The sequence below is a fragment of the Petrocella sp. FN5 genome, from assembly GCF_029210395.1.
GTDB lineage: Bacteria > Bacillota > Clostridia > Lachnospirales > Vallitaleaceae > Petrocella.
The window spans coordinates 1-24,356 of record NZ_JARGDP010000040.1; the positions used below are offsets into that span (position 1 = coordinate 1).

At 36.9% G+C, this 24,356-nt stretch carries 13 protein-coding genes; 1 reads left to right on the forward strand and 12 read right to left on the reverse strand.

Annotated features, from left to right (window positions below; all coding sequences use genetic code 11):
- The 5 genes from P0N36_RS10225 to P0N36_RS10245 all read right to left on the reverse strand — a co-directional run.
- The coding region (locus tag P0N36_RS10225; RefSeq protein ID WP_275842751.1) for a hypothetical protein at positions 1–464 on the reverse strand (464 nt) is incomplete at its 3' end.
- 173 nt (positions 465–637) lie between these two features.
- Positions 638–3,040: a GH36-type glycosyl hydrolase domain-containing protein gene (locus tag P0N36_RS10230; RefSeq protein ID WP_275842752.1), complete on the reverse strand. Its 2,403-nt coding sequence runs from the start codon at positions 3,038–3,040 to the stop codon at positions 638–640.
- A gap of 24 nt (positions 3,041–3,064) precedes the next feature.
- The gene (locus tag P0N36_RS10235) at positions 3,065–9,133 is read right to left on the reverse strand and encodes a glucoamylase family protein (RefSeq protein ID WP_275842753.1); all 6,069 of its coding nucleotides are present in this window, start codon (positions 9,131–9,133) and stop codon (positions 3,065–3,067) included.
- A 522-nt stretch (positions 9,134–9,655) separates the two neighbouring features.
- Positions 9,656–11,581, reverse strand: a complete 1,926-nt coding sequence (locus P0N36_RS10240) for a stalk domain-containing protein (protein WP_275842754.1) — start codon at positions 11,579–11,581, stop codon at positions 9,656–9,658.
- A 158-nt stretch (positions 11,582–11,739) separates the two neighbouring features.
- On the reverse strand, positions 11,740–13,770 hold the full coding sequence (locus tag P0N36_RS10245) for a copper-translocating P-type ATPase (protein ID WP_275842755.1): 2,031 nt from the start codon (positions 13,768–13,770) through the stop codon (positions 11,740–11,742).
- 270 nt (positions 13,771–14,040) lie between these two features.
- On the opposite strand from P0N36_RS10245, the gene P0N36_RS10250 reads away from it, so the two are divergent.
- On the forward strand, positions 14,041–14,559 hold the full coding sequence (locus tag P0N36_RS10250; protein WP_275842756.1) for a DUF1905 domain-containing protein: 519 nt from the start codon (positions 14,041–14,043) through the stop codon (positions 14,557–14,559).
- A 265-nt stretch (positions 14,560–14,824) separates the two neighbouring features.
- Here the strand turns inward: P0N36_RS10250 and P0N36_RS10255 are convergent, their stop codons facing one another.
- The 7 genes from P0N36_RS10255 to P0N36_RS10285 all read right to left on the reverse strand — a co-directional run bounded on the left by P0N36_RS10255 (position 14,825) and on the right by P0N36_RS10285 (position 24,334).
- Positions 14,825–15,103 (reverse strand): hypothetical protein, encoded by a 279-nt coding sequence (locus P0N36_RS10255; RefSeq protein WP_275842757.1) that lies wholly within the window; start codon positions 15,101–15,103, stop codon positions 14,825–14,827.
- Between the two features lie 54 nt (positions 15,104–15,157).
- Positions 15,158–16,276 carry a GGDEF domain-containing protein gene (locus P0N36_RS10260; protein WP_275842758.1) on the reverse strand — a complete coding sequence of 373 codons (1,119 nt, stop codon included), beginning with the start codon at positions 16,274–16,276 and terminating at the stop codon, positions 15,158–15,160.
- Between the two features lie 360 nt (positions 16,277–16,636).
- Positions 16,637–17,893, reverse strand: a complete 1,257-nt coding sequence (locus tag P0N36_RS10265; protein ID WP_275842759.1) for a GerMN domain-containing protein — start codon at positions 17,891–17,893, stop codon at positions 16,637–16,639.
- A gap of 243 nt (positions 17,894–18,136) precedes the next feature.
- On the reverse strand, positions 18,137–21,520 hold the full coding sequence (locus tag P0N36_RS10270) for an efflux RND transporter permease subunit (protein ID WP_275842760.1): 3,384 nt from the start codon (positions 21,518–21,520) through the stop codon (positions 18,137–18,139).
- Positions 21,521–21,531: 11 nt separating this feature from the next.
- Positions 21,532–22,809 carry an efflux RND transporter periplasmic adaptor subunit gene (locus P0N36_RS10275; protein ID WP_275842761.1) on the reverse strand — a complete coding sequence of 426 codons (1,278 nt, stop codon included), beginning with the start codon at positions 22,807–22,809 and terminating at the stop codon, positions 21,532–21,534.
- 255 nt (positions 22,810–23,064) lie between these two features.
- On the reverse strand, positions 23,065–24,198 hold the full coding sequence (locus P0N36_RS10280) for a YcjF family protein (protein ID WP_275842762.1): 1,134 nt from the start codon (positions 24,196–24,198) through the stop codon (positions 23,065–23,067).
- Between the two features lies 1 nt (position 24,199).
- A complete protein-coding gene (locus P0N36_RS10285; RefSeq protein WP_275842763.1) occupies positions 24,200–24,334 on the reverse strand; it encodes a hypothetical protein in 135 nt (44 codons plus the stop codon).
- Positions 24,335–24,356: the final 22 nt, after the last annotated feature.

The following is a 24,356-nucleotide window of genomic DNA, read 5'->3' on the forward strand; positions in this document are numbered from 1 at the left end:
TTATTTAAGATATAGAAATAACCTTCTTTCTTTTGCTCATGCTCTTCGATAAAGGCATTTACAAACCCAGTGAATTCAGTGTCTATTGGAATTGGCTTGTTAGAAAAAATCACTTCATTTACACCATATATTCTAAAAGCCAAGTCACATAAAAATTCTTTTTCAAACTGAATACTTAAGAATGAAACTTTGGACAAATGCTTTGTCCCATGAATCTGGTTAGAATTAATAGCAAAAATCATATTGGGTTCAGCATATATTGTACTACCCTCAATCATAAAACCATCCACTAAAGAATCCGTAATAATAAATTCATAGTTTAGGTGCTTGTAATCACCTTTCAATAGATATATTGGTTTTTTAGTTTTATATATTGTCATCTTATTACAAGGATATGATGACATAAATTCATCTTCCTTGACAAAATCAGGCAATGGTTGTTTTGCCATACTTGGGTTACCCATTAAATATCCTCCAAACCTAGTTTCTCTTTCTATATCCAGAATCCCTTTGCAAACATCCTTGAAAATAATTATAGTGCATAAAAACTAAATCATCAACCTAATAAAGGTTAAAAAGTAAAAACTATATGGTTGGATTTCAACCGCTAGAACTATACCCCCGGTTATCCCCCTGGTTAGACAATCACCACATGAATTCTTCCATCGTCCATTAATTTGATCCTATTACCTTCAATCTTCACTCCGTCAAGTAGGAGTCCTTCAGCTACCATAACCCCTTCACTCCGACTCTCAACTCTTATCTCATAAACCGCAGTTTTATACTTATATGTAACCGTAAAATCTCCAAAACTTGTAGGCGTTGTCGGATCAATAATAAGCTCATCCGCTTCTTTTCTGATGCCCAAAAACCAGTGTACCAACCCTTGATACATCCAACCTGCTGAACCCGTGTACCAACTCCATCCACCCCTACCTGTATAAGGCGGGCTTAGAGAAATGTCAGCAATCATAACGTAAGGTTCTTTTTCATACTTAAGTGACTCTCTCTTACTCGAAGTGATATGGATCGGGTTAAGCATGGTAAAAAGTGTGTCCGCTAGACTATAATCACAGATCATCGTACTGGCAATGGCCAGCCACACCGCTGCATGGGTATACTGACCTCCATTTTCCCTAATCCCCGGATAGTAATTTTTGATATACCCCGGGTTTTTGTCTGTTTTATCAAACGGTGGTGCTAGTAGTAGGGAAATACCGTCTTCTTCTCTGACCAGATATCGTACTGCTGATTGCATTGCAACTTCAGATCTGTCTTTCTGTGCACCTTTTGATATAACACTCCAGGATTGACTGATGGAGTCAATGCGGCATTCCACATTTTCTTTTGAACCTAACTTGCTATAATCATCATAAAAAGCTCTAAGGTACCAATCGCCATCCCATGAATGGGCCTCGATATTTGAAAGCAGTGTCTTTCTCATTTCCTCAAATTGTTCTGCACTTTCAAAATCCCTTTTATAATGACAAAGCGGTATAAAATCACCTAATACAGTATATAGAAACCAAGCTAACCAAACACTTTCTCCTGTTCCTTCTATGCCTACCATGTTCATACCATCATTCCAATCACCGCCGCCCATTAAGGGAAGTCCATGCTTGCCAAACTCTGTATGAAGAATTGTAAGCTTACAGTGTTCATAAACACTAGAGGAAATCTCAGATTTTTCAGCTGTAACCATGGCTTCATGCTGACCTTCTTCGAGTAAGGGACCTTTGATGTAATGCACTTTCTCTTTTAAGATTGTATAATCACCCGTGCTACGAATATAAGCCGAGGTTGTGTAGGGTAACCATAATAAATCATCCGTTATTTTCGTACGAACACCTACGCCCATGGGCATATGCCACCAATGTTGAACATCACCCTCCTCAAACTGCCGACTACAAGCAATTAGGATTTGATTTTTTAGTGCTATTGGATCCGTAATCAAAAGAGAAAGTGCATCTTGAAGTTGATCTCTAAATCCATAAGCACCACCACACTGGTAGAAGGCAGCTCTTGCATTAATCCTGCAAGATATTGTTTGATATAATAGCCAACCGTTGACCATAATGTCAATCGCCCGGTCATTTGTCTTAACTTGAATCGTTCCAAGCATCTCTTCCCAGTAATTGTTTACTCTTTTTAGTTCCTTTGTAACTTTTCTTAAATCTTTATACTTATATCTTAGTTTGCTTATTTCTTCAAGATGAACACTTTGTCCTAGCCCAAAAATGATGGTTTTACGCTCATTTGGCTTCATTGAAATGGATACTTGAATAGCCCCACAGGCGTCGTAAGATACACCGGTATTATTGGATAATTTGATGTCGAGACCTTCCGGATTCAATATCGAACCTTTTCGACCTAAAAATTCATGACGATCACCTGTATACCCTATAATCATCTCACTTGTAAACATAAAGGCATTGTGCTTGCGAAAATGATAGTTATAAATACTTTTTGCACTCAAGTATTCATGCTCATTGTTATATTCTGTTAAGATATAGGGATTGGTTTGCTCTCTTTCAGTTCCAAGAACCCACTCTACGTAATAGGTAAGACCCATAAACCTTTCTCTATCAGAATGATTTGTAAGTTTTAATTCCCAAATCTTAATAGGTTCATCTAGTGGTGTGAACACTGTTAGTTCCTGTTCAATGCTTTCCTCCTCATGATAAAACTTTGAGTAACCAAAGCCGTGTCGAACCAAATAGGTTCCCCTATCTGTTTTACCTAAAGAGGTGGGTGTCATTACCTTTCCGCTTATTTCATCTTTTATGTATATGGCTTCTGATGCTATGTCACTGACAGGATCATTCGACCAGGGTGTTATCTTATTCTCCCTACTATTGGTTGCCCAAGTGAATCCGGCACCAGACTCTGATATATGAAATCCGAAGTTTTTGTTTGCAATTACATTAATCCAAGGCGCTGGCGGCTTGTTTTTACCTTCAAGAAGTATCTCATATTCACTTCCATCTTTTACAAACCCACCAAAACCATTAAAAAATTCATATTCATTGTCAAGATTCAAGTTTCTTCGCCTCCTTCTGTCTTTTTATATTTCTACAACTTCTTCAATAATCTCTTTTAATGTCTCTTTAATATTTCTAAAGTAAATACCTGTTTTTTCATTAAAGACAACTCTTGCAACTGTGAACAGTAAATCCAGCTCGGCTGGGATGACTTGATTCGAGTGTAGTATGAAAAGACTGGGTCTGTCTCTACTTTCATCATAGATTCTAAGTGAGGATGTCATATCATTTAACAAATCATGTAGCTCTTGTATGTAACCATGCTTTGCCTCACTGAGTATAATTAAGTCAACTTTGACCTGATTGATTCTTAAATATTCATAAGCCTTTAATACATCTCGTACGACACTTGCAGCTTCAATCGATTTTACCGTTAACAACATAATTGGATTATCACCTGATACGCCAAATTTCCACAAGAAGCTTTGGTTTTTCCAATTCCGTCTAATATTTTCTGCAGGTCCTCTGTAATAACCTGAAGGATAAAATAAAGGGCTAATTAAATCTTGGAATGCATTTAATTGTTTTCTAGAAATATCTAAGTATTTGAGTTCGATTGCACTTTGAAGTCTGAATTTTTCAAACATATCATCTATTCTATAATCAATACTTAATTCATCGCTTATCGCGATAGCCTCTTCTTTGCTTTTACTCACACCCGTGATAAAAGAAACACTTGTTGATTCTCCTTCTGCCAAGGCAATATTTACACGTAGACTCATAATGGGATCATTGCAAAATCCTGTGCTATTAGAAAGTAATATACTATCTACAACGGTAACAGGGTTCATTAATGTATTGTTTCTACCTATGAATTTTAGTCGGTCATTCTCATATGCCACATTCTTTGATAGATTTACATCGGTTTTTACCATATGCATTAAGTATGGATTATTGCCCTCATTATTACTTCGTCGTCTAGATAAGAAAATACCATGTTCTTCGATATACTCGCTTTCAATAAAAAGCTTATTAAAGGCAGGGTGACTCAGTTCCGCAAGAAAACGATCGCCAACGACTTCCATATAACTTGTTAATTCAAGTTGTTTTAGGTCTTTCCCATTGTTGGTCAAAGTCACTTTTCGAATCTCTAGATTATAATTTGAAGAAAGACTCACTTCAGTATGGGAAATTATATCGCCATCTGTTCTTTTAAATTCAGCTTTATGGGGGTGAAAAATGGCTTCATAATCTTCAGGTTCTTTTTTTGTAGGATTATACGTTGTACTCCATACTGAATTTTTATTCATATCTTTGATATAAATGTAATTACCTGTATTGGCATAAAGATCTGAGCGCCATCTATATAGCATCATATCATTATAACTGCTAAAGCCATCTCCATCCGAAGTGATCATAAGAGAATAGTTGTTATTGCTAAAATACCTGACTACGGCTATTTCAGGTGCAACACTGTTAACATAGCGATTGCTAAGTACATCTTCTTCCAATTCCATTTTTCTGATTTTTATCGTGTAGCCTCTCTTCGCTATAGATATAAAATGGGATTGTCGTTTTTCCTCAAGCAATACCTCAGTGGCTTTTACCATAGCTTCTGCATGGAATCTCGTACGCATGATGCCGTTGTTCAAAAAATTATTAATTGCTACAAGATTCATACCTTGATGATGGGCCATAAATGATCGAACGATACAATAGGGTGTCTCAAGCTCCGGATCCGGACCATTAAAGTCTATAGCTTCATAATAGCCATAGGTACTAAACGCACCCAAATCTGACATTCTCCTAAGATTCGACATGGCTTCCTCACTTGCATACTCTAGAGCAAGAAATGTAGCATATGGCGCTACTACTAAAGGCTCTTTGAGAGCCGGTTGAAGACGTAACTTAGGTATACCAAATGCTTTGTATTGATAGTTGGCGTCTAAGTCAAATCGATAATACTGAGACTCAGATATGCCCCAAGGTATGGACATATGCTTAGCATAATTAATATGCTGTAGTACTGCAGCTTTAGATGTTTCTGCATATACTGAGCCATCATACTCTTTCATGACTAGGTTTGGCATAAGGTATTCAAACATCGTGCCGCTCCAAGATACGAAACAAGGTAAACCATCGATCATGGTAAAAGGGCGGCCCAACTTGCTCCAATGTTTTAAGGGCACCTCGCCCCTGGCTATGGCTATAAAACTCGTTAGTGATGATTCTGAAGCCATCAAGTCGTAACAACCGGCATCTTTTGTTTGAGATGATACATGATAACCGATATGAAATAATAATCGTTTTTCATTGTATAAAAATCTAAACTCAGCTTCTTTAAGCATCGTATCTATTGTATGTTTAATCGCTTCAACTCTGTTAACCATATCATTTGCAGCGTCATTATCTTCTAGTGCCAGCTGTCCTAAGGTAGGACAATCTGAGAAGGACACACTTTCCAGGTTAAATATTTCTGCCTCGTTTATGATTCTATCTAAACTACTTAGCAGTTCTTCTATTCTATGAGAAGGCTCATCCAATTTCTGTTCATTGCTTTTTATAAGCGCTCTTATGTTCGAAAGATCCTTTGAAAACGCTCCTATTGTACCGTAATCATCTTTTAATAACATATTTGTTTGACTCGTTTTTAATGTGTGTCTAAGCTCCGAGATTAGATGTGTCGTAAAAATAGGTGTATCTAGTTGTTCTAGAATACCGTTTTTTAGGGCTATAAGGTGCCCAAAAAAGTTTCCACTATCTACCGTAGATATATAATCCGGGTGTAATATTTCAAGGGTGCTTGTGTTATACCAGTTATAAAGATGACCTTTCCACTTCGGCAGAGTGCCGATCGTCTCTAATAATCTTTCTTCATGGGCAATCATGGTGCTTAAAGTCTCAAAGCCAAAGTCTCTTGCAGATAGCGTGGCTAGCAGTTGAAGACCAATATTTGTTGGAGAGGTTTTGTTAGATAGCTTTTCTTTAGGTGCGTACTGATAATTATCCGGACATAAATAGTTATTGTCCTTTGTTGCATGATCTTTGAAAAAAAGCCAGGTTCTTCGAGCTGTCTCTAGAAGAAGTTCTCTGTCTTCTAACGCGACTCTTATCAGTTGGCCTTCTCTTGGTTGGCTCATACGATAGGCCATCCAAAATGACATACCCCAAGCAAGTGCTAAGGCACCGTAGATGGCTATAGCTACCGGATGAACTGTCTGCACTATTAATAGTCCCACTAAAACCATAGCCGCAATAATCGCACTAAACATATTAAAGAAATAACCTCTTAATGTATTTATAACTGAAGCATCTTCATTTTCTGATGTATTCCACCTCAGCATTTTTTCTTGACTGATGAGCACTCTAAAGACTGTTCTCATAATTGCATCTGTAGCTATCTGAGCCCTGTATGGTGTAATTACAAGCTCCATAAGTGCTCTTTCAAACATTAACATGATCTCTTTAAATAAACCCTTATAAACAATGGTAAACTGAGGTCTATTGATTTTTTGTGAAATTATTGCGTATAGTAGAGACGCAATATTAAGTATGTCAGAAAAGAAAACTAAGGGTAGCCACAAGTAAAAAACCTTGGGCATAACAGCTAAATTTATGATAATAAAAAGTGTTTTGGATACAGGGACTATGCTACGTCTTAAATTATCCAATATTTTCCATTTGGATATCACGTTTAAGCTAATGCCACTTTTCGGCTTTCTTTTAAACAACCAAGGTAACAGTTGCCAATCGCCTCGAATCCACCTGTGCTCTCTTTTTACAAATGAAAGCACACTGCTTGGAAATGTATCCATGATTTTTACCGAGCTTGAGAAAGCCGTTTTGACATAACAACTTTCTAAGAGGTCATGACTGAGCACACTATTGTCCGGTATTATTTTGTTTAAGATTAAGTGAAAGGCCTCCACGTGATAAATGCCTTTACCTGTATAGACGCCTTCGTTAAACACATCTTGATATATATCAGATTGAATAGATGAATAGTTGGCTAGCCCTGTTTGGCCTCCAAACACTTCAGGAAAGCGACTGCTTTTTTTATCAACTATGTGATTACCAATCGAAGGCTGTATGATGGCATACCCTTCTTTCACCCTCTTACTAACCGGATCTATAACCGGCTGATTGAGGGGATGGTCAATAAGACCCACGAGTTTTGACGCATTATCCCTAATCAGATTAGAGTCCGCATCTAAAGTGATGACATATTTGAAAGTTTCTAATAAGGCTTCCTCGCATAATAATGTCGTAAAGCTCGTATCTTCCTTCTTTATGCCACTTAAGAGATTATTAAATTCCTCCAGCTTCCCTCTTTTTCTTTCCCAACCCATATGGCAATTTTCCGACTTGTTCCATTGCCTTTCTCTTATAAAAAGAGAAAATCGTTGATGGGTAGATGGGTAAAGCGCATTTAGTGCGTTGATTTTTTTTATAAGCGCTTTTTCAAGAATCTCGTCTTTTGGCATGATTTTTTCAGGTGCATCCTCAAAATCGGCTAAAAGTCCAAAGTAGAGATTATCTTGTCGATTAGCTAAATAATGCTTTTCTAGCCTTTCAAGATACTCGATACATTGAGCTTTTGATGAAACAAGTACAGGCATGACTAAAAATGTTCTAGAGTGATCCGGAATTTCTTCTAGATAATTTAGAGAAGGAATCTTTGTTACATTCATCCGCCTAGTATAAATATGATTGGTTAATTCCAAAGCAATTCCTGTCAACATCGGTAAACCAACGACCAAGACGATGACATATAGACTGATATCCTCAACAAATCCAAAACGCTTCATCATAAAGATTACAAAAACAGAGACAGAAACAACAAGCAAGAAGCCGGTTATAAAATAACTGATGCCTTTTATATTCTGTTTCTTTTCTAGATTTTCAGGTGCTTTTTTATTTAATACTTTTGCTTTAAGGAGGGGGTATCCCTTCCCTATAAGATAGGTGCCCACATGATGGGGACAATTAAGGTCATCTCTACCTGCTTTGGCCAGTTCTAGAGCATATTCTGCTATTACGCCTTCTTCAATATGATGTTTAAGAGATAGTTTTACAATAATCCCTCTGTACATACCCTTACTTGCGGAATCCATTTTTTCGTATACACCATCAGGATCATTTATTAGGATACTTTCAAGGCGTGAGAAAGCCTCAAAAAACTTTTCTTCATCGACTTCGCTAATGCCTTTGAGACTCACAATAAGCGCACGAATATCAGACTCCAAGTAGGATTCTAATTTACTTTCTTCAAGAAATACCTTGGAGGGCTTAATTCGCTTATTAGCTGATTTGGATTTGTAGTGATGGGCCACATAACGCTGAATGGATTCTTCCTCAAATGACATGTTCTTTAACTGGTATATGACATGGGCATGAAAAGAGAAGTTTTTTCTGCAGTCCGCATCAACTTCACTAAGAAAGGAAGCAATATCAATAACACCAGGTTGTACCCCAAGCTTTTCCTTAACAAATTTTTCTGCTTTGGCCTTTATCTTAACGATACGCACAACTTCTTCTGCTACTTCTATAATACTTTCTAATAAGCAAAACCCAATCATCTCCGGTAGTACCCACAACTCTTTATCCAGTAAGTGTATCTCTTTCTGATAAGCTTGAAGCATGATGGAAATATTTTCTTCGTTTAAATGCCCACCGGAAATGGCCACCATTTTTTTCGCCACAACATAGATCCTCGGATAGCCATGATACTCTTTTGATCTAAGTATCGGTAGGATCTCATAATTTGTGCCTCGCGTTCTGACCTTTTTTATTTCTCTGTATAACATTTGGTAGTTGTCAAATAACCAACGCGCTGCAGGAATTAAGGCGATTAAATCAGAAGATATTTCAGAAATACTGCTACGTATTTGGTTTAATTTTTTATATGCAATTTGATTATAATCCCCAAGAACAAAATTATAGCGCATCAACTTGACATTTTGGTGATTCTTCGCCAGATCCAACATTTGCTGTTCCCACTCAACCGGTCCAAGTATGTCATCCATCCCAATAGGTTCAATGGGCAAAATAGCCCTCTTTCTTATATGGATGTACCTGATATAAAGAAAAATCATTACACCTATAAGAAGAATTGCAACCAATGCCATATTAAAACCAACCGATCTATTCATTAAAAAACTACTTATTGTTCCTATAATATTTAATACCATTTAAACACTACCTTCCTAATTAAACTTAGCCCTCATAGTCTTATCATAACTATCATTTTCAAGTTAGAACAAAGATGCTACGCTACTACGCATTAACATAACATAGACTTTCCTAGAGAATTAAAAAACATCAATAAAATCATATATATTCATTATACCATTAATGACTGAAAATTACTGGCAATTACCGGTTAATTATCTGTAGAAGGCAGATATTCAGTTTCCGATGTATGATATTATAACAAATAATGGTCTATTTATTATACACTTTATTATATAGACATACATTAGTTAATGTGTTGCATTTACAAATAAATATTTTCAGAAGTTTCAGTTTTTATTCTCTTTCATTAAATACCCGAATCAGAATAAAAAACCGACCTCCAATGACTAGATTTTTAGGTCTAACTTTTGGGGGTCGGTACAAGTACTACGATTCCTTATGATCATTGCATATACTCTATTTTTGTTTTCTTCTTATTCTTATTCGTGTTCCTGAATATATTTAACGGCAAAATCAATTTGTGCAGGCGTTAATGCTTTTTCTAAAGCCAATTTATAATATTTCACTGCAGATTTAACCTCGTTTTTCTGGTAATGGGAATAGCAAACCGCTGCTCCGTAATAGCCAACACCAGAACTTGGAACCATTTCATGGTAAATCAAAAACATATCTATAGCTTCTTCTAATTGCATATTACCATAATACGCCCAAGCTAATGAGGATACATTTGCTGCATCCTTGGGGTCTAATTCATAAACTTTCTCGTAGTATTCAATCGCTTTTAATTTATCCGGTGACAAACTTGCATATATGACAGCCAATCTTTTTGCCGCAAAAATATTTCTTGCATCCATCTCCAATACAGTCAAATAACTTTGCTTGGCTTCATCATATTGATTTGACGCTTCATATATCTTTCCTTGCTCTATTAAGCGAGTAGCATCACCAATTGTTAGTTCTACTGTCTTTGATTCTTGAATCCACTTAACATCGCCACCAAAATACTGTGTAATAAAGCGAAGGGGGACATAGGTTCTGCTGTCTTTTAGTAGAACGGGTACATCCATTGTTTCACTTTTTCCATTCACCAAAATAGAGGCACTTCCCACTTTTAGCTCTAGTTTTGTATCAAGTCTTTCTATGGTAATAGAAGAAGTGGCTCCATTCCAGCCTACAGAAGCGCCAAGTGCTTCTGTAATCCCTCTAAGAGGCACAAGGGTACGATTATATGTCTTGTTGAGATAGGGTTCAGTATCAAAAAACAAAGGCTTATTATTTAATAAAATCGTCATAGGAGATTCATTCAGTATTTTAATAACAACTGCATTGGACAAAAGTCTTCCCGGCGTGGCAATATAGCTTCCGTTATAGTATAAACCACTCGATCCGCCGCCATCCAGATTCATGGCTTCAACCATCCCTAATGATTGTGCAATCTCGCCTAACTGTTTAACTGTAACGCCTGAAACAACAGCCATGCCTAGTTTGTTGTCTGCTGTTACACCAATCAAACTTCTCGTTGCTGCAGAACTTGTAATCTTACCTTCAGTAAAACCTTCAGCACCGGCGTCTGCTTTTAGCTTGCCATTCTTGACCAAAGTTGGTCCTGCACCAACTACAGTTCGGATATGATCATAGTCAAGGCTAACACCGGTATGATTTGCTGTAGTAAAATCATTAGCGTAGTATTCCATGCGATACTCGGCTGTTTTCCCAAGCTCAAACACCTGACTAACCTTCACGTCTTTGGTAAGTACCAAAAAACCATCCGTAGGTATGTGAAAGCTTCCAGTACTTTTCTTTGTGACCACACCTTTGTCCACCTCAATTGAGGTAAAATCATGGCTTGGTCTAGGTCCTGCATACTCCGGCGTGAAAATCATGGTAGCCGCAGGATCGGTATAATAGTGGTTGATATTCCAGGAATACCAGTTATATGGCCATTCCCATTGGCCATTGGTTCCGCCGACAATCTTGATAAATAGAGGGTCAACGCTAACCCTATTGTCACCTGAAATAGCCAGTACCGAACCTGTATTTGCCATATGCAACACTTCTCCATCTACCATAAGGGTGCCTGAAGGTTGCATATCTGCATAGGCGTTAAAAAAAGAACCATTAATGCCGCCAATGGCGGCTCCGTCCGTGTTACTCGCCGATTGAACAATGGAAGACAAGGCATCCGTGGCCCCAATCTTCCCATGGGCTAATACGGAATCAATACGAATCTTATCATCTTTCAAATCAGCCCAAAGAACTGAAATGTTTTTACTGCCACCTGTATAACTGACGCTTCTGCTTTCTTTCCACACACTGGATTGAGCTTGTACGAGCGTTGGAGGCAAGATACTTACTGCAATGAATAGTGCTACGAATAAAATACATATGGATTGTCCCAATTTCATAGTCTTATATTTCCTCTCGTTAGTTATTCAGTCTAATATTTGTATGTTTTTGCTTTTAAAAAGACGTATTTTGAAGCCGCAAATACTCCTCATATATTTTAACACTTTTCATATGTAATTCCTATAGAATCATCCTATAAATCCCATACCAAAGTGGTTTAATCTATTTTTAAGAATCTTGCATTTATGGATACAATAATTGTACTAAGTGACATAAGCCCCGCACCCAGTGCCGGACTAATGAGTATGCCTTGATTATATAACACGCCTGCTGCAAGGGGTAGTGCTATTATATTATATCCAGTGGCCCAAATTAGATTTTGTATCATTTTCTTATAGGTGGCTTTTGAAAGCTTTATAATACTAACCACATCAAGTGGATTGCTCTTTACGAGTATAATATCCGCCGTTTCAATAGCTACATCGGTTCCCGCACCTATTGCAATGCCTAGATCCGCTTTTGCTAGAGAAGGTGCATCATTCACCCCATCGCCTGTCATTGCAACCTTTTTGCCTTGACTTATAAGTTCATCAATTTTTTCTGATTTTTCTTGAGGTAGCACTTCGGATATGACTGTGTCAATTTTTAACGCTTCGCCCACATAAGCCGCTACCCTTTCATTATCACCTGTTAGCATGATTGATTCTATTCCCATTGTTCTTAAAGTTTCTACCGCTTCCTTAGCTGTGGTTCTAACGATGTCGGATAAGGCAATATAACCCATGAGTTTATGATTCTCAAGTACGAAGACAACGGTTTTACCTTGTTGTGCCAGTTCTTCATAATGATCTTCATCAAATTCTATTTTTTCACTTTTCATATGACCAGGACTTACAATCATTATTTTTTTACCATCTATTTCGGCTTCTAAACCCTTACCTGTCAAGTTTTGATAATGACTAACTTCTTTCAAATCTAGATTTCTATTCTTCCCTTCGTTTACAATCCCTTTTGCAATGGGATGCTCTGAATTGGACTCAACAGAATAAGCTAGGGTTAGTAATTCATCTTCTGACCTGTCTATGGCTTTTATATCGGTAATGCCAAACTTACCTTCTGTTAATGTTCCTGTTTTGTCAAATACAACGGCACTTAGTTTTCTAGCATTCTCAAAGGCTCTTCTATTTCTTATGAGTAAACCTTTTTTTGCACCAATACTTGTTGATACTGCTGTTACCAGAGGCGTTGCTAATCCTAGAGCATGGGGACAAGATATTATGATGACTGTTACGGCTCTTTCTATAGCAAAGCTTATATCCTTCCCCAGTGCCATCCAAACGATAAAAGTTGTTGTACCTGCTGTTACTGCTAAATAAAACAACCATTTTGCAGCAATGTCTGCCAATCTTTGGGTCTGTGATTTTGATGCTTGTGCTTCTTTAACCAGTTTCACAACTTGAGATAAAAATGTATCATCTCCGGTTTTACTTACTTTGAACTTTAATATACCTTCTCCATTTATTGAGCCACCAATGATTTCTGCATTCTTTTCTTTTTCAACTGGTACAGATTCACCTGTTATCATGGATTCATCCACCTCTGAATGACCATCATAGACGGTGCCATCTATAGGAATTTTCTCCCCTGGCTTCACTAAAACTTTGTCACCCTCTTCTAATTGACTTACCGAAACCACCTTCGTTTCACCGTCTTCTTGAATAGCATGTGCTTCTTCCGGCATGAGTTTAAGTAGTTCATCCAGTGCTCTTGAGGCTCTCATGACAGACTTCATTTCTATCCAATGCCCTAAAAGCATGACGACAATTAAAGTTGCTAGCTCCCAGAAAAAGTCATTTCCAATGGACATAAAAACAGCAAATGAACTGTATAAATAGGCAACCGTAATTGCAAAGGCAATAAGTGTCATCATACCTGGTTCTTTTTCTTTGATCTCATCTTTGGCACCTTGGAAAAAAGGTTTACCACCATAAATAGTTATAATCGTAGAAAGAGTGAACAATATATAGATGTCACCTGAGAATCTCCAATCGACACCCATAAACATTTGTATCATAGGTGATAAAATTAAAATGGGCACCATGAGTACAAGGGAAGCAAAAAACCTTCTCTTAAAGTCTTCCGCCATCATTGCATGATGGTCTTGATGTTGATCTTGATGTTGGTCATTATGTGTTCCATGATTGTGTTCCTCGTGGGTATGTTCCTCATGGGTATTATTTTCTTTCATTTTTCTTACTCCTTTTCAAACAGTTGAACTAATAACAAGTAATCCAACACTTACAATTCTTCTATTATATTTTACTAGAATTCCAGTCACCTTATTTAAATTCTAACATTTAACACAATGGGGTTCAACAAAACAATTTTTTAGGGAAGCGTGACTGCGTTTCGTTTTGAGCTAATTTAGTATCTATGGTATAATAAATGATATCATTGATATTCATTATCAATATAGACTGTGGCAATCACGATTTATTTGAGATTAGGAGATGGATTTATGAGTATCGTTTTTGATTCAAAACTTGAAATAATTGAATCCTACTATATCATAAGAATTCCTTTGACTTCTAGTGAAAAGCTCCCTTCCCGAGGCATGGTCATGATTAAGGGCATTCTTAATGGGGTAGCTTTTCATACACCAGTAGAACCGGACGGTAGAGGCAGTCATTGGTTTAAATTAGATGAAAACTTTATCAAAGATGTGGAAGTATCCGTTGGTGACACTATTTCTTTAAATATTGAGCCGGTCAATGACTGGAATGAACCTGATATGCCTGAGGATTTTATGATAGCCATTCATAAAGCAGGCCTAATAGACCGTTGGAAGGAGATTACGCCCAAAGCAAAATGGGATTGGTTGCGCTTTATTCGTTCAACGAAGAACCCCTCGACCCATCAAAGAAGAATTGAGTTAGCATGCTCTAAATTGCAAAAAGGAGATACAAGACCCTGCTGTTTTGACAGAAGCCGTTGTACCATTATGGATGTATCCAAATCCGGCATATTACTGGATTAATCATTATTATTAGAACTGCATTTTAAGTTACATTTTTGTTGGCACTAGTTGCAAATAATTGAACTCTCTTAAAATTATAAAAGCATTATTAATCTGAAAAGGTTTAACCTCATTCCCGACTAATAATGCTCTTTTTAGTGATTAATTATCTAGTTATGTTCATAATCTTCAATTGCTACTTATTATAAAATATCTACTATCGTGCCAACCATCCACCATCAACAGCAATGGTATAACCATTCACATAAGAAGATGCTTCAGAATTTCAAGTCCAGGGAAAAACATACTGTTTTTCTGTAAATCCAATCAGTGGATCCATGTTTAAACCATCATCCATTGCGTATGTATGGGATTTGATTTTATCAGCCGTTCCCAGAATTCCTTCAAGTTTTTCATCATCAACCACGTCATTAATTGCTACGGTATTGTCGTTATATACAAAAGCCAACTCTTTTAGAATAGCATTACCTTCCTTATCCGTTGTATCTTGTTCAACCACTCCGGCGTCGGCACCTAAAATAAATAAGTTATTTAAAATTTTCATTATTATCTCCGTCACTCATAGTATTTGCCTTGTGGTGATCATGGTTACTGGTTACTACTTATCCTGTTCTCTTCTGCCGTATAAACCTTTTGATTTTGTTTTATTCGAATACATCGCTTTATCCGCTTCACTAAATATTGAATATATACTCTTAATGCCATTTTTGTTATATAGAGCATATCCATATGCCAGTCTTAACTTTATTTCTCTATTCTCGTTAATATTATTTAATAACACATCAAACTTGGTTAAGGCTTCGTCAACCATTTTTTTTGAACCCTCTTTACAAATAACACAAAACTCATCGCCACCAATTCTGTAGGGCGTTCCAATACCCATAAAGCTTTCTTTTATGATACTTGCTGCTTCAAAAATCAACTCATCTCCATACTTGTGCCCATACCTATCATTGGTAATCTTCAAGTCATTGATATCAAAGATAACGATTGTTGCATTGTTATTGCCATTCGTATATTGTTGCATCTCCTCTTCAAAAGATGCTCTATTTTTTATTTTGGTCTGAACATCATATCTGAATTGTATCTCTAGTAAAAAGATATAAAATAACAATAAAGATATTGATGTACAACTCCAAATGAGTAGAAGATCTCTAAACAATATCTGAATAATGATGCCTATTACGGGTAAGAAAAAAATACTAATGATAACCTTCTTATCACCTAATTTGTATTCCATGCTATTTTTAGTTACAGCAATTAGAAATAGTACATAATAGAACATGCTAATAACCGTTGGCAATAAAAATAGATTACCTCGCGTATATTGACTTTGTGCATCGACTAAAAAAACCAAGCCTGTATTAAAACTTAGAATGCAAATAACGGCATTAAGATATAAAGGTAATGTTAAAAAGAAGGTATGTAATTTATTATTTTCATATCTAAATAGTAGTAGTAAGAAAAAAGGAACTACAGGGCTTAAAGAAAACCCTAAGACGTTAATTAAACGATGAGGCATCATAAGATTACTATTGCCTGAGTATTCAATATAGATCGTCACAATTTCCAAAAGTAATAAGGTAATTGTTGTCACGACTGCATACCTATACACTCTATTTTTTTCATCACTTATAATAACATTACGCTTAGCTAGATTCATCAGAAATAAAAGCGCAATAATTGCAAGCAAATCCGTACTGATTAGAGTTATCATATTCGTTTTTCCACTTCTATTTTATTCTTGATTCATTTTATGATTCAAAATGTTACATTCTCGACTCATATACTTAAATATAAAATAAGCCCTATAATATTTCAACAACATTTGGCATACTCGATTAGGCCTTCCTATGAATAATATTCTTATACTTAAAGCACAAACCATCCTTTTCAAGAAAAGAAGCTTCGCTTCGTTATGAGCTATGCTCATATTTCTGAACGGTTCGAAAGGAACGTTCCTTGATAGTTAATGCGATGCTTCAACGCATTAACATAGCATAGACTTTCTTTGAGAAGAACAAAAAGGATGGTTGTGCTTAGATTTATATGTTTACATGGTATATCTTTTCATCACTTAATTACCAATCAAATCTTCAAAACGATACAAGGGTTCATCAAGTGAAATATTACCTATTGTCTCAATAACTTGACCCTCAACCAATATCTGCACCCTACCAATCTCAGGGAATTCTGTCAATGTGTTTACAATAGAACTAAGGGTCATAAGTTCACCGGCACTTCCACCTGAATGGTTGTCCACAAAATCCTTTGAGAAGTCAACAGTACATAGCCCATTCTCCAGATTGATACTAAGAAGCCTTGTTCCTTCAGGTATGGATGAGGACAAGGTGGTGCTGTTTGTACCTTCAATCAAGCCTAAGACAGCTGCTTTTGCGATCTCATTATCATAAACTGTTAATGTCCTTACTTCTTTCCATACTTTTTGTGCATCCTGATCAGGAAAATACAAGGTCACTTCATTTTGTGTTATGTTCATAGCATTGGATAAAAAGTAACCCGCTGTAAAAGGCTCATCTCCCAGTTCAAATAACTTTTCAAAAGATACGACCCCAACTTTTTCACGTATAACACGTTGTTCGTAGTAGTCACTAGCTTGTTGCTTATGCAGAACTGTGTATTCTTTAACACCTGTATCTTTTAGCTCAACTTTTGTAATTTGGCCGTTGATTGTCTGCAAGACGCCGTCTTCATCACGGACCATCTCAGTCCAATATGTTCCAATGACAAGTGGTGTCTGAATCAAGGTAAGCTGATTATACTTAGAGTCCATCATGACTTCTTCTGTTTTTGCCTGTATAAGGCTATTGCCCTCAATTGTGTAACTCAGTTCTATGGAAAAATCTTTTGTGCTTTCACCATCGGACATATCATCTACCATACCACTGATCATATACATGCGTTTTGCTGGTTCACTCAAAATCGAAATCAGTTGTGCCTTATGACCATATTCTGCAAATCCTTCGTATTTCCACTCATATCCAACACTACTTGGTAATAATTCTGACAACACATCGACTTGATAGATAGGTTCATTAATGCTTGCCACTTTTGTTAAAGCATTCCACCCCACTTCTTTTCCAAACAACTCTGTGACTGCGCGAAGAGGTATATAGGTCGTACCATCGACAACAAAATTATCTGTGGAAACCGGGATACTGTCCACTTCTACCGTTACAGTGTTTCTATAAACTTTTATCAGCTCACTTAAATCATTCCCCATTAGTGTTCCAGATAAAAACGTTAGAGACAGTAAAACAGTAAACATAGCTATCCCTGATTTTTGTGCTAGAGTTATCCGTTTGTTTTTCATAGCATTCACTCCTTTTCTATTAAAGTTGTAAAGTTATTATGATTTTTATTGCTCAGCTGAAACGTTATCCACAAAAAGAACGTTATATTATGTATTATATACTTTGTTTGGCACTTTTAATAGTTAACGTGCTTATTTTTACTTTCATCATACCTTTCTAACTTATTACATCGTATCTTATATTAAACATTAAACGCACTAAAGGGATACTTTATTTCTAAGTATCCCTTTACAATAAAAACGCTACATCTCATACTCTACTTCAAGATAATTTTCTGATGCCTTATTTGCTTGTTTTTCAGCATGCTTTTCTTTCACCTTGGATTTCTTACCTTCAAATAACGAATACATCGCTGGTATTACACCTAAGGTCAAAACAGTGGCCATACATAATCCTGATATTAGAGCAACACCCATGGGTGCAAAAAATGGGTCTGAAAGTGTAATCGGTAAGATTCCACCGGCTGTTGTTATGGTGGTTGCCATAACCGGAATGAATCTTGTGACACCTGTTTCTGCTATGGCTTCATTCATCTCATAACCTTCACTACGAAGATAATTGATATAATCCAAGAAGACAATGGCATCGTTAACAGCTATACCCACCAGGGCAACAACCCCGATAAAAGCAACAAATCCAAAATTATTACCGGTAATCAGTAACCCTAACATGACCCCAATAATTGAAAGCGGCACGGTAAATAGGATAATAAAAGGCTGAGATAGGGAGTTAAACTGTACCGCTAAAATGATGTAGACCAATAAAGCAGCCATCACCATATTAAGCATCATCTCACCAAAGGAGTCGCCCATGGCTTCCATCTCTCCTCCAAAGCTCATGGATACACCTTCAATAAAGGTATACTCTTTAGCTGCTTCTTGGAATGCAGCTGTGGCTTCTGCGGCAGTCCATTTGTCCACATCAATATTGGCCGCTACATGAACAATTCTTTTTCCATCTTCATGAGAGATCGATTGAACGCTTTTTGTTTCAATGATTTCTGCTACCTGTGAAAAAGGTATTGCAACACCACTTCGATTATAAAAGGTTAGCTTTTCTAGATCATAGATTGTCTCAAGTTTCTGTTTGCTTGTTCTAATAACAATATCGATATCATCCTGATTATCTCTAAAAGTCGTAGCGACAATACCGTTAATAGAACTTCTTAAAGATAATGCAATGGATCTCTCATCCAGCCCCAGTGCCGCAGCCTTGTCTGAATCCACTTTCACTTCCAGTTCAGGGAAATCTTCTCCAAAGCTGGTTTGTGGATCCCGGATACCCTCTATGGAAGCTAATATATTTTTGATATCCCTTGCTGTGGTTTCTAAGTCTTCTAGATTATCACCCTTTAACTTAACATAAACAGGGCTACCACTTGGAGGACCTGACTCCAGTTCTCTAATATCAATGTCTGCGCCGGGAATGAGTCGAACAGCTTGACGTATAGAGCCAACGATTTGACTGCTTGTTCTTTCTCTTTCTTTATAATCTACTAGATTGATTTCAATGGATGACTGGATTGGATTGTCACCGCCAGTGGTATCTAAATCACTAAATATACTCAAACCACCTGTTCCGATATAGCTTACGAAGGTATCTATTTCTGGTATATCTAATATGATTTCTTCAACTTGCTTTGTTATTGCTTTTGTTTGCTGGATCGTGGAACCGCTGGGTGTTTTTATAGATATTGAAAACTGGGGCATATCCTCGCCGCCGAACATCTCAACGGATAAGATGCCGGTAAAGGGCATGCTTACACATAGGATAAATAATAATCCAACTGAACCAATAAGCATTAATTTTCGGTGTGTTTTGGCGATTATATACTCTAAACCCTTTGAATAGGTTTTAATGATGATATGATCTGTATGTGATACTTTCGGCGCAAATTGCTTGATTGCCATGCCCCCACCAAAGAGAATGGCCCCTACATAGGATAATGCTGTAAAAGATTTAAACAATGGTTGCTCAAAATCAGCAAATGCAAGCAGAGATAATAGGATAATGACGACGGTGGACAACACTTTTAAGATGAACGCCGAGCGCTGACTCATTTCCTTCTGCCCACCTCTTAGAAGAATTGCACAGATTGAAGGTGTAATCGTAATCGCCATGAAGAAAGAACAACTGAGTGTAATAATAATGGTCATAGGTATTGATCTTATAAAATCACCCATAATGCCTGAGGTAAATAACATGGGTAAAAATGCAGCAACTGTTGTCAAAGTAGATGCCAATATCGCTGGCGCTATTTGGTTCGTTGCTACTAAAGAAGCAATATCTGCCCTGAGGCCTTTTTTTCTTAAGCGGTCAATGTTTTCCATAACCACAATAGCGTTGTCCACCAACATACCCACGGCCAACACGAGAGAAAACATAGTAATCTCATTTAATGTATTACCTGTTAGTTTTAAGAATCCAAAGGATGCAAGTAATGACATTGGAATGACAAAGGATACAATAAGAGCTTCTCTCAATCCGATAAATAAGAAGAGCACAATGACGACAAGGAATAATCCCGAGATTGCATTATTGGTAACGGATCCAAGCTGTTGATCCACATAATCGGCTTTATCCGCAATTAACGTTAGCTCAAACCCTGTAGGGACAAGCAGTTCTTCTTTTTCTTCTAATATTTTCTCAATCTCTTCTTTAATACGCACTTCATCTGAACTGTCTTTTCTAAGCACAGCAAGAACCACTGTATTTTTACCTGTTAAGTCATCAATCGTGGTTGCATTTCCGTTATACTCATGAATAAACACTTTTCTATCTTCAAAAGTATCTTCAATTGTAGCAATGTTTTTTAAGATAATGTTACTATCCGGATTGGATCTGACGATTACATTTTCAATGTCCTCAATCGATTCAAATTTTCCAGAGGTCCTAAGGCTATATTCTTTTTCGTTTAATTCTACTTTACCTGCAGGAAAACTCACGTTAGAGGCAGCTAAAGCATGATGAATATCATCCATTGAGAGGCTATAAATTGATAGCTTCTGAGGATCAATGGTAATCTGTATTTCTCTATCGATATCACCAGCTAGGACAACTTCCTTCACACCATAACTGAGTTCCATCTCTTTCTGAAGTTTTTTCGCATGGTCTTGTAATGTAAGAAGGTCTTCTTTGGTGGTTAATGCATATATAAGCACCGGACTTTGACCGGTCTTCATATCATAGACTTCCGGTGTATTAGCATCACTTGGTAACAAAGCGCTAATACCTGATAGCTTTTCTTTGGCCTCGCGTACTTTTTCATCTACGTCTTCACCGGTTTCAAATTCTAGAAATACAATTGAGTTACCTATTCCAGAACTAGAAGTTATGTTCTTGACGCCCTCAATTTCTTCCAATCTTCTTTCAATTGGTTCTGTTACAAGTGTTTCGACTTCCTCGGGAGATGCGCCAATATACATCGTCTGTACATAGGCAAAGGGTATCGTAACCTTAGGTTGTGCTTCTCGCTGTAATGACATATAGTTTCCGGACCCCCAGATGACCAGTGCAATAATAATCAAAAAGGTTATTCGAAAACGTTTGATAAAGATTCCAGCCCATTTCCCAAGGGGATTCTTTTTTAAGGATAATTCAGGTATTGCTTTTCTATCTGTATTCACGATTACTCCCCCTACTCAACAATTGTTACTTTTTCTTGATCACTCACATATTCTTTACCCGATACAATCAACAAATCTCCGGCCTTAAGACCTTCCATGATTTCTACTTCTTTACCATTATCTAGGCCAAGCTTCACAGGTCGAACATGGGTCATATCATTTTCTACAACGTATGCATACCAAGTGTCTTCTATGCGTTCCAGATGACTACGGTTTACAACAATGATATCATTTACTTGATTTTTAATGATACGTACCTCAGCAAACATACCCGGCTTTATTTGATGGTTAGCATTACTCACCTCTACTTTAACAGGGTAAGTAAAGTCCATGTCATTAGGAATAGGGCTTATCTCAGTGATTTTTCCAGTGTACTCTTCTCCTGAAATGGATTGAATCGTAACATAAACCACATCGCCAATCGTCAGCACATTTATCAAATCATCCGTAACATTTATAGGGATTATAATCGTATCCATACCAATAACGCTATACGCCGGAAAACTAGAATTATATATCTCTCCTGTCTCAATGTTTTTGGTAGCAATGATACCACTTATAGGACTTGATACATTGAGATCGGATAGGGTTTCTTTGGCGTTGTTATATTGGACAACCAATGCATCTCTTGAAGCGATGGCTTGCTGCAATCCGTTTTTCGCGAGCTCAGTACGCTCATATAATTGTTTTCCTGTTAATAAATCATAGCTTTGTCGAACCGTGTCATAGGCATTTTTCGCTTGTAGATAGGCTTGCTCCATGCCGTCATACTCGCTTTTTGAGACTGCGCCGGATGTATATAAAGTCTGGGTATTATCAAAGTTAATTTTCGCGTTATCATAGGTAAGTTTGGCACTGTTTAAAGAGGATTTCACTTGATTGAGTTGGCTCTCCTGCTGACTCCCCGAAGTGATATTCACGTTTAATTTTGCTGAATTTACAGCTGCCTCTGCTGAATTCATCTGACTTGCTAAGGATTCAACGGTATGTCTCATATCGGTTTCGTTGAAGGTAAATAAGATATCGCCTTGTGAAACGCTTTCTCCAACACTGAAATATATCGCATTGATTTCACCGGGGAATTTGCCCATGATATCAATTTCCTTAACCGGTTTAACCTGACCGGTAAAAACTGATTCTTCTCTCATATTACCGGTTACGATTGTTGATACTTTTACAGGGGTATACGTTTCACCTTCAGCGCCTATTACTTCCGATTCGCCTTGACAGCCCGTAAATATTATTGTGGATATAAGCAATACTGTTATTACTAAACTATACTTTTTCATACTGTGGTTGTTCCTCCTCAAATGGTCTATATGAATACATTTATTGAATTAATCTTTTATTCAAACAATTATAGCATTGCTAGTGTGATAGAAGTATTAGATAATTATTAGATATTGATTAAAGCTAGAATTTACTGCTATTTTATAACGAGGCTTAATACGTTATGAATTCGTCTCAAAATATTAACCTGTTAACAAAAAAGTCCTACTCAACAAGAGAAGGACTTTTTTTAGAATTTTGTATCTTCAATGCTATTATTCAGATTTTGTACCAGTGATAATATTTTTCCCTTTTTTAAGTTGATCTTCATATGCTTTTTTCATCATGGTTATAATTTCATTATTATCAATTTTCTTTCCTTCATATAACCGAACGGCAATCTTGTTCATAACTTCAATATAAGCATAGCCAAGAGCAGCCGTTAAGATTGCAGCTGTTGTTCCACTAATCACGCCGCCAACAGCAGTCCCAACACCTGGTATAAACTTGACAACATTTGCAACTATGGTTCTACCAAGTGCAGTAGCACCACCGACACCTCCAATTGCAGTGATTATTGATGTGATGAGCGTTTTTTCAACATTAATACCAAATATAACCGTCAAATGCGCAATCATAGCAATCTGGCTTGGCACTAGGATTGTTGCATCCGCAAAGGGAATAGGGGTGAATCCGGTAACGAAATTCGTCGATACATAGGGTAATACAGCTAATCTTGCAGCCACTACCTTCTTCTCAAGATTAACTTTTTGAGCATTGATAAAGGCTTTTTTAGCTGCTTCATCTAAACAATTATAGGTTACATCGACAAGTTGTGTAAGGCCAAATGGTGGTATTATAATATCTTCACTGATGACGATTTCTTCAGCCAGTGTGGGCACAACATTAATAACCGGCAAATTCAGATTTCTTATATAGCTTTCAAATGCCTTATATTGTAGACCCATACACTGGGTCATAACTATAATTACAGGTAGCTTTTTAGAAAACTCATGAATCCACTCCACTTCAAAGTCTTCAATTCTATTGGAACTTGAATTAATACAGTACCATGCCACGTGAATATAATCTTTTTCATTCTGGCTCAGTAAAGTTTGATCTATCTGTCCAACGATTTCTTTTTTTATTTCTTCTTGTACTTCCGAATCCAACTCAAGTCCTTTTGTGTCATAGATGGTAAGAGGAACGCCTTTTTTCGTGATTTTGCTAATGTGTTGCGTCACCGGTTTACCTATTCCGGTTTCAACCAGCTTTTCTCTAAAAACATTATTAATGAGCGTGCTTTTTCCAACCCCGGTCTTGCCAATAATCATTATATTTGCAGTAGACATAGACTCAACTTCCTCATTGTATTTATTCATAAACATGTCAAACCAATTTTCACTCATGCTATTCATTCCTTTTATCCATTTTAGATTGTAATTTTCTACTTAATGCATCGCCAAACTTAAAAGCCGCTATCAAAATAATAATTGATACAAGCAATTGATTTAAAAAATTAGATTTACTTTTATTCTTATGCATAATACCCTCCAATTAACAAACT